The sequence below is a fragment of the Rhodococcus koreensis genome (assembly GCF_900105905.1).
GTDB classification, from domain to species: domain Bacteria; phylum Actinomycetota; class Actinomycetes; order Mycobacteriales; family Mycobacteriaceae; genus Rhodococcus_F; species Rhodococcus_F koreensis.
Genome location: NZ_FNSV01000005.1, coordinates 1,091,712 through 1,104,236, shown reverse-complemented (window position 1 = coordinate 1,104,236; position 12,525 = coordinate 1,091,712). Strand labels below are relative to the sequence as shown.

The 12,525-nt window shown below is 69.4% G+C and carries 11 protein-coding genes; 10 read left to right on the top strand and 1 reads right to left on the bottom strand.

All coding sequences use genetic code 11. The features are described 5' to 3' along the window. Nucleotides 1–33: 33 nt before the first annotated feature. Nucleotides 34–1,146 (top strand): 3-dehydroquinate synthase, encoded by a 1,113-nt coding sequence (aroB, locus tag BLV94_RS49975; RefSeq protein ID WP_072942152.1) that lies wholly within the window; start codon nucleotides 34–36, stop codon nucleotides 1,144–1,146. A 120-nt stretch (nucleotides 1,147–1,266) separates the two neighbouring features. Here the strand turns inward: aroB and BLV94_RS09775 are convergent, their stop codons facing one another. Beyond that, nucleotides 1,267–2,013 (bottom strand): B-4DMT family transporter, encoded by a 747-nt coding sequence (locus BLV94_RS09775; protein ID WP_072942150.1) that lies wholly within the window; start codon nucleotides 2,011–2,013, stop codon nucleotides 1,267–1,269. Nucleotides 2,014–2,149: 136 nt separating this feature from the next. Between BLV94_RS09775 and BLV94_RS09770 the strand changes: the two genes are divergently transcribed. The 9 genes from BLV94_RS09770 to carB all read left to right on the top strand — a co-directional run bounded on the left by BLV94_RS09770 (nucleotide 2,150) and on the right by carB (nucleotide 12,504). Continuing rightward, nucleotides 2,150–3,253, top strand: a complete 1,104-nt coding sequence (locus tag BLV94_RS09770) for an aminopeptidase P family protein (protein ID WP_072942149.1) — start codon at nucleotides 2,150–2,152, stop codon at nucleotides 3,251–3,253. Between the two features lie 34 nt (nucleotides 3,254–3,287). Further along, a complete protein-coding gene (gene efp, locus BLV94_RS09765) occupies nucleotides 3,288–3,851 on the top strand; it encodes an elongation factor P (protein WP_005241702.1) in 564 nt (187 codons plus the stop codon). Beyond that, the gene (gene nusB / locus BLV94_RS09760; protein ID WP_072942147.1) at nucleotides 3,852–4,361 is read left to right on the top strand and encodes a transcription antitermination factor NusB; all 510 of its coding nucleotides are present in this window, start codon (nucleotides 3,852–3,854) and stop codon (nucleotides 4,359–4,361) included. 140 nt (nucleotides 4,362–4,501) lie between these two features. After that, nucleotides 4,502–5,131 carry a bifunctional pyr operon transcriptional regulator/uracil phosphoribosyltransferase PyrR gene (gene pyrR, locus BLV94_RS09755; protein WP_015890604.1) on the top strand — a complete coding sequence of 210 codons (630 nt, stop codon included), beginning with the start codon at nucleotides 4,502–4,504 and terminating at the stop codon, nucleotides 5,129–5,131. After that, nucleotides 5,132–6,076 carry an aspartate carbamoyltransferase catalytic subunit gene (locus tag BLV94_RS09750; protein WP_072942146.1) on the top strand — a complete coding sequence of 315 codons (945 nt, stop codon included), beginning with the start codon at nucleotides 5,132–5,134 and terminating at the stop codon, nucleotides 6,074–6,076. Then, nucleotides 6,073–7,416, top strand: a complete 1,344-nt coding sequence (locus tag BLV94_RS09745; RefSeq protein WP_072942144.1) for a dihydroorotase — start codon at nucleotides 6,073–6,075, stop codon at nucleotides 7,414–7,416. Before BLV94_RS09750 ends, BLV94_RS09745 begins: the two co-directional genes overlap by 4 nt. Then, entirely contained in the window at nucleotides 7,413–7,979 is a 567-nt protein-coding gene (locus BLV94_RS09740; RefSeq protein WP_072942142.1) for a PH-like domain-containing protein, read from the top strand. Before BLV94_RS09745 ends, BLV94_RS09740 begins: the two co-directional genes overlap by 4 nt. Next, nucleotides 7,976–9,136: a glutamine-hydrolyzing carbamoyl-phosphate synthase small subunit gene (carA, locus tag BLV94_RS09735; protein WP_072942140.1), complete on the top strand. Its 1,161-nt coding sequence runs from the start codon at nucleotides 7,976–7,978 to the stop codon at nucleotides 9,134–9,136. The genes BLV94_RS09740 and carA overlap by 4 nt, the downstream gene beginning before the upstream one ends. Further along, nucleotides 9,136–12,504, top strand: coding sequence for a carbamoyl-phosphate synthase large subunit (gene carB / locus BLV94_RS09730; protein WP_072942138.1), 3,369 nt, complete (start codon nucleotides 9,136–9,138; stop codon nucleotides 12,502–12,504). Before carA ends, carB begins: the two co-directional genes overlap by 1 nt. Nucleotides 12,505–12,525 lie beyond the last annotated feature (21 nt).

Here is a 12,525-nt window from a genome sequence, read left to right as displayed (position 1 = left end):
AACCTCGGACAAGACGGAGCGGAGCAGCAGACAGTGACCGAACCGGTACGCGTACAGGTGCAGACGGCGAACCCCTACCCGGTCATCATCGGGCGCGGATTGCTCGGCGAGCTGGTGGACGAACTCGCCGGCACGAGGACGGTGGCGATCTTCCACCAGCCGCCGCTGGCGGAGACGGCGGAGGCGGTGCGCGCGGCGCTCGCCGAGAAGGGGATCGATGCGCACCGCATCGAGATTCCGGACGCGGAGGACGGCAAGGATCTGGCCGTCGCCGGGTTCTGCTGGGAGGTCCTCGGCCGGATCGGCCTGACCCGCAGCGACGCGGTCGTCAGTCTGGGGGGCGGCGCGGCCACCGATCTGGCCGGGTTCGTTGCGGCCACGTGGATGCGCGGGGTGCGCGTGATCCACGTGCCCACGACGCTGCTCGCGATGGTGGATGCGGCGGTCGGCGGAAAGACCGGCATCAACACCGAGGCCGGCAAGAACCTGGTGGGCTCGTTCCACGAGCCGTCGGCGGTGCTGATCGACCTGGCGACGCTCGAGACGGTGCCCCGCAACGAGATCGTCGCGGGCATGGCGGAGGTCGTGAAGACCGGATTCATCGCCGACCCCGTGATCCTGGAGCTCATCGAGAAGGATCCCGAGGCCGCGCTGGACCCCACGGGAACCGTTCTGCCCGAACTGATCCGGCGGTCCGTGGAGGTCAAGGCCAAGGTCGTGGCCGCGGACCTGCGCGAGTCGGATCTGCGGGAGATCCTCAACTACGGGCACACGCTCGGGCACGCGATCGAGCGGCGTGAACGCTACCGCTGGCGTCACGGTGCGGCGGTCGCCGTCGGGCTCGTCTTCGCGGCCGAGCTGGGACGGCTGGCGGGACGTCTGGACGATGCGACGGCGGACCGGCACCGCACCATCCTGGAACTGGTGGGGCTGCCCACCACGTACGACGCGGACGCGTTCGGCCAGCTGGTCGAGGGAATGCAGACGGACAAGAAGAACCGGGCCGGCGTGCTGCGGTTCGTCGTGCTCGACGGGCTCGCGAAGCCCGGACGGCTCGAGGGCCCGGACCCGTCTCTGCTCGTCGCCGCGTACTCCGCGGTGGCCCGAGAGGCGACGCCGGGCGCCGGCGGCGCCGTTCTCCTGTGACGTAACCTCCTGTGACGTAGCGCGAAGAAGCAGGGACGCGGCGGTGTGAGCGAGTGCGCTCACACCGCCGCGCCGTCTGTCGGTGTGTCGTCGGTCGGGTATTGGAGAGTCGAACGGCTGCTACTCGCCGCGGCGCGGGTCGTCCGTGGTCCGCTTCCCGAGGTCGACCGGGTCCTGCCAGGTGGTGTCCCCGCCCTGCGACTGATCGAGGTCCGATGTGTCCTCGCGGTAGTTGTGCACCGGTTCGAACACCGCGGTGTCGGCGTCGGAACCGGCGTACCCGGTGTCCGGGGTCTGCTCGTATGCCTGGCCGGGGTAGTTCTGTCCGTACCCGTCGTCGTCGGCGACGGCTGCGGCTGCGGTTCCCCCCGCTGCGGCTCCTGCGGCCACTCCGGCGCCGTGCGCCGCCGGCCGGCGTTCGCCGCGGTCCTTCACCGTCTTCCTGGAGTCCCGGCCGACGAAGAACCGGCCGAGGAACACGGCGAGCATGGCAGGAACGAAGATCAGCAGGACCGTGAACGCGGCCCCGGACGTGATCTCGAAGAAGAACGAGTTCTGGGTGACGTTGAGGTTCGGCACCAGGTTGGCCAGCCAGCTCCCCACACCCGCGACGACTCCGCCGAGCAGGGCCGCCTTCAGCCACAGCATCGTCAGGTCGGCGCCGTCCTCCGGATCGGGGTTCCGGCGACGGTCCCGGATGCCGTCGATGCCGGCCCAGATCAGTGCCACGAACACCACGATCAGCAGTGCGAGCCATCTCAGAGCGGAACCCTGAAGCGGCCACTGTGTAATCGACACACCGAGGATCACACGAACGAAAACATGTATCAGGGCCATGCCGAGGCCGCGTACCACCCACGCATTCATGGGCACAGCGTAACGAGCGGGTTTTCGCCCGTGTGGCCTAACCCACACGGGGGCTGTCTGGAACCTGTTCTCGCCGCTGCACCGGTGCCGTCGATCCGCGCCCTCCCGGCGGCGGATTGCCGGTACGTTTGACGACATGCCTGCTGATCATGGTTCGCGGCGCGCGGCGCTGCGTGCGGCCCTCGCCGCCCGGGATCTCGACGCACTTCTGGTGACGAATCTGGTGAACATCCGGTATCTCACCGGGTTCACCGGCTCCAACGCCGCGCTGCTCGTGCACGCGTCGGACGCGGAGGGCGCCGAGGAGCGCACCGTCATCTGCACCGACGGCCGCTACCTCACGCAGGTCGGAGAACAGGTTCCCGATCTGCGGGCCGAGATTGCCCGCGCCAGCGCCGCCCACCTCATCGAATCGGTGAGGCGGCAGAGCCCCTCGTCGCTGGCGTTCGAGAGTCATGTCGTCACCGTGGACGAGTTCGCCGCCTGGTCGGTGCTCGCGCCGGACGCGCGGCTCGACCCCGTTCCGGGTCTCGTCGAGGAACTGCGGATGGTGAAGGACGACTTCGAGGTCGGACTGCTGCGCGCGGCGTGCGCGGCCGCCGACTCCGCGCTCGCCGAGCTGATCGAGCGCGGTGGTCTCCGCCCAGGGCGCACCGAGAAGGAGGTCGGCCGGGAACTCGAGGCGCTGATGCTCGCGCACGGCGCCGACGGCATCTCGTTCGAGACCATCGTCGCGGCCGGCGCCCACTCGGCGATCCCGCACCACCGCCCGACCGAGGCGGTGCTCGGCAGCGGCGACTTCGTCAAGCTGGACTTCGGGGCGGAGATCGGCGGTTACCACTCGGACATGACCAGAACGTACGTCCTGGGGCAGGCCGCGGACTGGCAACGCGACGTGTATGCGCTGGTCGCGCGGTCGCAGGAGGCCGGGCGGGACGCGCTGCGCCCGGGAGCGGAGGTGTCCGCGGTGGACGCCGCCGCCCGCCGGGTCATCGACGACGCCGGCTACGGGGAGCTGTTCCTGCACGGGCTCGGACACGGCGTCGGCCTGGAGATCCACGAAGCTCCGGGAATCGGCAAGCTGGGCACCGGTACACTTCTGGACGGTGCGGCGGTGACCGTCGAGCCGGGCGTGTACTTCTCCGGGCGCGGAGGCGTGCGGATCGAGGACACGCTCGTGGTTCGTGAGCAGGGACCGGAACTGCTCACACTCACCACCAAAGACCTGACTGTCGTGTAGACGGTTTCGACCTTATCGAGGAGACGCGAAGCAAGTGGCTTCCACCAGTGATTTCAAGAACGGCCTGGTCCTGCAGATCGAAGGCCAGCTGTGGACGATTACCGAGTTCCAGCACGTGAAGCCCGGCAAGGGTCCCGCGTTCGTGCGCACCAAGTTGAAGAACGTGCTCTCGGGCAAGGTCGTCGACAAGACGTTCAACGCCGGCGTCAAGGTGGACACGGCCACGGTCGACCGCCGTGACATGACGTACCTGTACCACGACGGCACCGACTACATCTTCATGGACGGCGACACCTACGACCAGATCTCGATCAGCGAGGCCACCGTCGGCGACGGCGCCCGCTTCATGCTCGAGAACATGGCCGTGCAGGTCGCGACGCACGAGGACGTTCCGCTGTTCGTGGAACTGCCCGTCACCGTCGAACTGGTGGTCCAGCACACCGATCCCGGCCTGCAGGGCGACCGCTCCACCGGCGGCACCAAGCCCGCCACCCTCGAGACCGGAGCCGAGATCAACGTTCCGCTGTTCATCAACACCGGTGACAAGCTGAAGGTCGACTCCCGCGACGGCAACTACCTCGGGCGTGTGAATTCCTGAGTGTCCGGTACGCATAAGAAACTCGGCGCACGGCACAAGGCCCGCAAACGCGCCGTCGATTTCCTCTTCGAGGCCGAGGCGCGAGATCTCGATCCGGTCGATCTCGCGACCGAGCGCGCGGAATTGTCCGGCAAGGACGATGCGGTGGCACCGGTCGCCCCGTACACCGTCACCGTGGTGACGGGTGTCGCGGAGAACCTGGACCGTCTCGACGAGGTGATCTCGTCCCACCTGCAGGACTGGACGCTGGAGCGGCTTCCCGCCGTCGACCGCGCCATCCTGCGGATCGCCGTGTGGGAGCTGTTCCACGCCACCGACGTGCCTCCGGTCGTGGCCGTGGACGAGGCGGTGGAGCTCGCCAAGCAGCTCTCCACCGACGAGTCGCCGGGTTTCGTCAACGGCATCCTCGGTCAGGTCGTGCTGGTGGCCCCGCAGGTGCGGTCGGCTGCGGCCGCGACGTCGCGCCGCGCCGAGACCGCCGACGGCGAGTCGAACGACGCCCGCTCGTAAGTTCGTGTCCCGCTGCGGGCCCGCGTCGGCGGGTCCGCAGGTCAGGGGTCCGGGCCTGGCGCAGTCGACGCGCTGATAAGCTGTCCGCGTCAGGCATCCTTTAACGATCCGTCCAGTGAGGCGGAGAAGGAGGTCGTTGTATGCGCGTGCCCGAAGGGTCTCGCCCCGCCGGGGAACCGGCGGATTCAACACCAGAAGAGTCCCCGTCCGTCGAACCCGCACGAGAGCTGCTGTCCGCAGCCGATGTGGGACGGACCATTGCGCGAATCGCGCACCAGATCATCGAGAAGACCGCGATCGACGCCGCGGACGGTGAAGCGCCGCGTGTCGTTCTGATCGGCATCCCGACCCGGGGCACGACGCTCGCCGCGCGGCTCGCCGGGAAGGTCGAAGAATTCTCCGGGGTGCGCCCACCGGTCGGCTCCCTCGACATCACCCTGTACCGCGACGATCTGCGGACCAAACCGCACCGGCCCCTCGAACGCACCTCGGTGCCCGAGGGCGGCGTCGACAACACCCTGGTCGTCCTCGTCGACGACGTGCTGTTCTCCGGCCGCACCGTCCGCTCGGCGCTCGACGCCCTCCGCGACCTCGGTCGGCCCCGTGCCGTCCAGCTGGCCGTCCTCGTCGACCGCGGGCACCGTGAACTGCCGCTGCGCGCCGACTACGTGGGCAAGAACGTGCCCACCGCCCGCACCGAGGACGTCAAGGTGCTCCTGAGCGAACACGACGGCCGCGACGCGGTCATGATCTCCGGGGGGAAGAGCTAAGTGAAGCACCTGTTGTCGATCGCGGACCTGACACGGGAATCGGCCGTCGAACTTCTCGACGAGGCCGAACGCTTCGAACAGGCCCTCCTCGGGCGTGAGGTGCGGAAGCTCCCGACGCTGCGCGGCCGGACCGTGATGACCGTGTTCTTCGAGAACTCGACCCGCACCCGGGTGTCGTTCGAGGTCGCAGGCAAGTGGATGAGCGCAGACGTCATCAACGTCAGCGCGTCCAGTTCGTCGGTGTCGAAGGGTGAATCGCTCCGGGACACGGCGATGACGTTGCGCGCCGCCGGCGCCGACGCCCTGATCGTGCGGCACCCCGCGTCGGGTGCGGCCCACCAGATCGCGAGCTGGACCGGACGTCAGGACGACGGCGGACCCGCGGTGATCAATGCGGGCGACGGCACGCACGAACACCCCACCCAGGCGCTTCTCGACGCGCTCACACTGCGTCAGCGCCTCGGCGACATCGAGGGCAAGCGCATCGCCATCGTCGGCGACATCCTCCACAGCCGGGTCGCGCGGTCGAACGCGCTGCTGCTGTCGATGCTCGGCGCCGAGGTCGTCCTCGTCGCGCCGCCCACGCTGCTCCCGGTCGGTGTGTCGTCGTGGCCGGTGTCGGTGGCGCATTCCCTCGACGCGGAGCTGCCCGGTCTCGACGCCGTCCTCATGCTGCGGGTGCAGGCGGAACGGATGAACGGCGGGTTCTTCCCGTCCCAGCGGGAGTACTCGATCAATTACGGCCTGTCGGAGAAGCGGCTCGCGCTGCTTCCCGAGCACGCGGTGGTGCTGCACCCCGGTCCGATGCTGCGCGGCATGGAAATCGCCTCGGCGGTGGCTGATTCGTCGAGAACCGCCGTGCTGCAGCAGGTGACCAACGGTGTGCACATGCGGATGGCGGTGCTGTTCCGGCTGCTGGTCGGGGCGGAGGAAGTTGCGGGATGAGTGACAGTGCAGTGACAGGAGAGACAGTGCTCATCAAGAACGTGTTGCTGTACGGCGAGGGCGAGCCCACCGACGTTCTGCTCGGTGACGGCGTCATCGCCGCGATCGGAGCGGACGCGGGCAAGGACGCCACGCCCGACGCCGAGGTGATCGACGCGGCGGGGCAGATCCTGCTCCCCGGTTTCGTCGATCTGCACACGCACCTGCGGGAACCCGGCCGCGAGGACACCGAGACCATCAATTCCGGTTCGGCCGCCGCCGCGCTCGGCGGGTACACCGCGGTGTTCGCGATGGCCAACACCAGCCCGGTGGCCGACTCGGTGGTCGTCACCGACCACGTGTGGCGCCGCGGCCGGGAGGTCGGGCTCGTCGACGTGCACCCCGTCGGCGCCGTCACCGTGGGGCTCGAGGGCAAGCAGCTCGCCGAGATGGCCACGATGGCGTCGGGGGCCGGCCGGGTGCGGATGTTCTCGGACGACGGCCACTGCGTCTACGACCCGCTGATCATGCGCCGGGCCCTCGAGTACTCGAGCTCGCTCGGAGTGCTCATCGCGCAGCACGCGGAGGAGCCGCGACTGACCGTCGGGGCGATCGCGCACGAAGGACCCACCGCCGCCCGGCTCGGGCTGGCGGGGTGGCCGCGCGCCGCCGAGGAGTCGATCGTCGCCCGTGACGCACTGCTCGCCCGCGACGCCGGGGCGCGGGTGCACATCTGCCACGCCTCCACCGCCGGCACCGTCGAACTGATGAAGTGGGCACGCGGGCAAGGTATTTCGATCACCGCCGAGGTCACCCCGCATCACCTGCTGCTCGACGACTCGCGGCTCGAGACGTACGACGCCGTCAACAAGGTGAACCCGCCCCTGCGGGAGGCGAGCGACGTCGCCGCGCTCCGGGCCGGACTGGCCGAGGGGACCATCGACTGCGTCGCGACCGACCACGCGCCGCACGCCGAGCAGGACAAGTGCTGCGAGTTCGCGGCCGCCCGCCCCGGAATGCTGGGGCTCGAGACCGCGCTGTCGATCGTCGTGCAGACGATGGTCCGCACGGGGCTGCTCGACTGGCGCGGCGTTGCCAGGGTGATGAGTGAGCGCCCGGCCGAGATCGTCGGACTCGACGACCAGGGTCGCCCGCTCGAGGTGGGCGAGCCCGCCAACCTCGTGCTGATCGATCCGGACGCCGAATGGACGGTCCACGGCCCCGATCTCGCCAGCGTCGCCCACAACACGCCCTACGAGTCGATGACCCTTCCGGCCCGGGTGACGACGACGATCCTGCGCGGCCGGATCACCGCGAGCGACGGCCAGGCCCGCGTCCGGGTGCGAAACGGCAGGGGATGACGGTGGAGAGAATTCTGTGGGTAGTCGGCCTCGTCGCGTTCTGGGCGCTGGCCATCTTCCTCATGTACGTCGGCTGGCGCGGTCGCGCCCGGCGGCAGGCCGACCGGGTCGGGCAGCTTCCCGGCGTGCCCGCGCACCTCGGCGCGCAGACGATCGCCCCGGCCACCGGACTGTACGTGGGCAGCACCCTCGCCCCCAGCTGGCAGGACCGGATCGCGGTCGGTGACCTCGGCTTCCGGGCGACGGGTGAGATCTCCCGCTACGAAACCGGGATCCTGCTCGAACGGGACGGGGCGTCGGCGATCTGGATACCGCAGGACGCGGTCCGCGCCGTGCGCACCGAACGCGGCCTCGCGGGCAAGGTCATGAGCAAGGACGGCGTCCTGGTGATCCGGTGGGAGCTGCCGACCGGCACCGAGATCGACACCGGATTCCGCAGCGACGACAAGTCCGTGTACCCCGCCTGGGTGGGCGCAGGGAAGCCGGACGGCAAGACAGACAGTGAAGATTCAGCGAATGCGGCGAGCTCTGGTGAGGTCGAGCAGAACGGAGAGAACGCATGAGCGGCTACGACACCGACTCTGCAGTACTGGTCCTCGAGGACGGACGGGTATTCCGGGGCACCACTTTCGGTGCCGTCGGTCAGACGCTCGGTGAGGCCGTCTTCAGCACCGGCATGACCGGGTACCAGGAGACGCTCACCGACCCCAGCTACCACCGCCAGATCGTCGTGGCCACCGCGCCGCAGATCGGCAACACCGGGTGGAACGACGAGGACGACGAGTCCGTCGGGCCGACCGGCAGCAGCGCCGAGGCGAAGATCTGGGTCGCCGGGTACGTCGTCCGCGACCCCGCCCGCCGCACCTCCAGCTGGCGCGCCACCGGATCCCTGCAGGACGAGCTCGTCAAGCAGGGAGTCGTCGGGATCGCCGGCATCGACACCCGGGCCCTGGTCCGCCACCTGCGCACCCGGGGCTCCATGCGCGCCGGCGTGTTCTCCGGCGACGCCCTCGCCGACACCGACGTGCTGCTCGAGCGGGTGAAGGGCCAGCCGTCGATGCTCGGCGCGGACCTGGCCGGCGAGGTCAGCACCACCAGCGGGTACGTCGTCGAGCCGACCGGGGGAGACGCGCGCTTCACGGTCGCGGCCATCGACCTCGGCATCAAGACCAACACCCCGCGCATGTTCGCCGAGCGCGGCATCCGGGTGCACGTGCTCCCGTCCGACGCCACGCTCGCGCAGATCCTGGACCTGAAGGCCGACGGCGTCTTCCTCTCCAACGGTCCCGGCGACCCGGCGACCGCCGACGGCGCCGTGCACCTGACGAAGGAAGTCATCGGGCAGGGTCTGCCCCTGTTCGGCATCTGTTTCGGCAACCAGATTCTCGGGCGCGCACTCGGTCTCGGCACGTACAAGATGAAGTTCGGTCATCGGGGCATCAACATCCCGGTCGTCGAACACGAGACGGGACGCATCGCGATCACCGCACAGAACCACGGGTTCGCGCTGGAGGGGGAGGCCGGACAGGAGTTCGACACCCCGTTCGGCAAGGCCGTCGTCAGCCACACCTGCGCCAACGACGGCGCCGTCGAGGGAGTCCGCCTGCTCGACGGATCGGCCTTCTCGGTGCAGTACCACCCCGAGGCCGCGGCGGGCCCGCACGACGCCGCGTACCTGTTCGACCGCTTCACCAGCCTGCTCGAGGGAGTCAAGAACTAATGCCACGCCGTACAGATCTCTCCCACATCCTGGTGATCGGCTCCGGGCCGATCGTCATCGGCCAGGCCTGTGAGTTCGATTACTCCGGAACCCAGGCCTGCCGGGTGCTGCGCGAGGAGGGCCTGCGGGTCAGCCTCGTCAACTCCAACCCGGCCACGATCATGACCGACCCCGAATTCGCGGACGCCACGTATGTGGAGCCGATCACCGCCGAGTTCGTCGAGAAGGTGATCGCCCTCGAGGCCGAGAAGGGGCACCCGATCGACGCCGTCCTCGCGACGCTTGGCGGCCAGACGGCCCTGAACACCGCGGTGGCGCTGCACGAGCAGGGCATCCTCGAGAAGTACGACGTCGAGCTGATCGGCGCCGACTTCGACGCCATCCAGCGCGGCGAGGACCGGCAGAAGTTCAAAGACATCGTCGCCAAGGTCGGCGGCGAATCGGCGCGCTCCCGCGTCTGCTACACGATGGACGAGGTCCGCGACACGGTCGCCGAACTGGGCTTCCCCGTCGTCGTGCGGCCGTCGTTCACGATGGGCGGACTCGGCTCCGGCATGGCCTACGACGACGAGGACCTCACGCGGATCGCCGGCGGCGGCCTCGCGGCGTCCCCCACCGCCAACGTGCTGATCGAGGAGTCGATCCTCGGGTGGAAGGAATACGAGCTCGAGCTGATGCGCGACGGCCGCGACAACGTGGTGATCGTGTGCTCGATCGAGAACGTCGACCCGGTCGGTGTGCACACCGGTGACTCGATCACCGTCGCCCCCGCCATGACCCTCACCGACCGCGAGTACCAGGCGATGCGCGATCTCTCGATCGACATCCTCCGCGAGGTCGGCGTCGATACCGGCGGCTGCAACATCCAGTTCGCGATGGACCCTGCCGACGGGCGTCTCGTCGTCATCGAAATGAACCCGCGCGTGTCCCGGTCCAGCGCGCTCGCGTCCAAGGCGACCGGCTTCCCGATCGCGAAGATCGCCGCGAAGCTCGCCATCGGCTACACGCTCGACGAGATCGTCAACGACATCACCAAGGAAACCCCGGCGTGCTTCGAGCCGACCCTCGACTACGTCGTGGTCAAGGCGCCCCGGTTCGCGTTCGAGAAGTTCCCCGGCGCCGACGACACCCTCACCACCACGATGAAGTCGGTCGGTGAGGCCATGTCGATCGGCCGCAACTTCACCGAGGCGTTCGGCAAGGTGCTGCGCTCCCTCGAGACCAAGCGGGCCGGGTACTGGACGGGTCCTGACGTGGAGGCCGACGACCTCGACAGCCTCCTCGCGGAACTGAGCATCCCCCGCGACGGTCGCGTGTACGGCCTGGAGAAGGCGTTCGCGCTCGGCGCCACCGTCGAGCAGCTGTTCGACGCCACGAAGATCGACCCCTGGTTCCTCGACCAGATCCTGCAGATCCACGAACTCGGGGACGCGCTGCGCGAGGCGCCCGAGGTGACCGAGCGGGTCCTGCGCCGCGCCAAGCACCACGGCCTGTCGGACCGGCAGATCGCGGCCCTGCGCCCCGAGATCGGCGGCGAGGACGCGGTCCGCGCGCTGCGTGAGCAGTGGGACGTCCACCCCGTCTACAAGACGGTCGACACCTGCGCCGCCGAGTTCGAGGCGAAGACGCCGTACCACTACTCCACGTACGAACTGGACCCGGCGGCCGAGTCCGAGGTGGCCCCGCAGACCGAGCGTCCGAAGGTCCTGATCCTCGGTTCCGGACCGAACCGCATCGGTCAGGGCATCGAGTTCGACTACTCCTGCGTCCACGCCGCCCTGACGCTGTCGGAGGCCGGCTACGAGACCGTGATGGTCAACTGCAACCCGGAGACCGTCTCCACCGACTACGACACGGCCGACCGGCTGTACTTCGAACCGCTCACGTTCGAGGACGTGCTCGAGGTGTACCGGGCGGAGTCGATCTCGGGCACCGTCGCCGGTGTGATCGTGCAGCTCGGCGGTCAGACCCCGCTGGGTCTGGCGAAGCGGCTGAAGGCGGCGGGGGTGCCGATCGTCGGCACTAGCCCCGAGGCGATCGACCTCGCGGAGGACCGCGGCGAGTTCGGGAAGGTGCTGGTCGACGCCGGCCTGCCCGCCCCCAAGTTCGGCACCGCCACCACGTTCGCCGGGGCCCGCGACATCGCGGCCGGCATCGGATACCCGGTGCTGGTGCGGCCGTCGTACGTCCTCGGTGGCCGCGGCATGGAGATCGTGTACGACGAGGCGTCCCTCGAAAGCTACATCTCCCGCGCCACCGAGATCTCCGACGACCGGCCGGTGCTGGTCGACCGCTTCCTGGAAGACGCCATCGAGATCGACGTCGACGCACTCTGCGACGGCACCGAGGTGTACCTCGGCGGCGTGATGGAGCACATCGAGGAGGCCGGTATCCACTCGGGCGACTCGGCCTGTGCGCTGCCGCCGATCACCCTCGGCCGCGCCGACCTCGAGAACGTCCGCCGCTCGACGGAGGCGCTCGCGAAGGGCATCGGCGTGAAGGGCCTGCTCAACGTCCAGTACGCACTCAAGGACGACATCCTGTACGTCCTCGAGGCCAACCCCCGCGCCAGCCGCACCGTGCCGTTCGTGTCGAAGGCGACGGCCGTGCAGCTTGCCAAGGCGTGCGCCCGCGTCATGCTCGGCGAGTCCATCGCCGATCTGCGCGCGAGCGGCGTGCTCCCGGCCACCGGCGACGGCGGCTGGACCCCGGCGGACGCGCCCGTCGCCGTCAAGGAGGCGGTGCTGCCGTTCAACCGGTTCCGCCGCGCCGACGGCACCGGGGTCGACACCCTGCTGAGCCCGGAGATGAAGTCGACCGGCGAGGTCATGGGCATCGACGCCGACTTCGGCACCGCGTTCGCCAAGAGCCAGACGGCCGCGTACGGTTCGCTGCCCACCTCGGGCTCGGTGTTCGTCTCGGTCGCCAACAAGGACAAGCGGTCGCTGATCTTCCCGGTCAAGCGGCTCGCCGACCTCGGCTTCCGGATCCTGGCCACCGAGGGCACCGCGGCGGTCCTCCGCCGCAACGGGATCACCTGCCAGGAGGTGCACAAGCACTCCGGCGAGAAGCTGGAGGCGGGGGAGCGCACCATCGTCGAGACGATCCGCGACGGCGAGGTCGACATGGTGATCAACACGCCGTACGGCAACTCCGGACCGCGTGTCGACGGCTACGAGATCCGCAGCGCGGCCGTCGCCACGAACATCCCGTGCGTCACCACCGTGCAGGGCGCGTCCGCCGCGGTGCAGGGCATCGAGGCCGCGATCCGCGGCGACATCGGCGTTCAGTCGCTCCAGGCGCTGCACGCGCGGCTGCGCTCGCCCGCCGTCGTCGTGGCCCCCGCGAGCGGGGCCGTCTCGTCGTGAGCGGACACCATCACCACCACC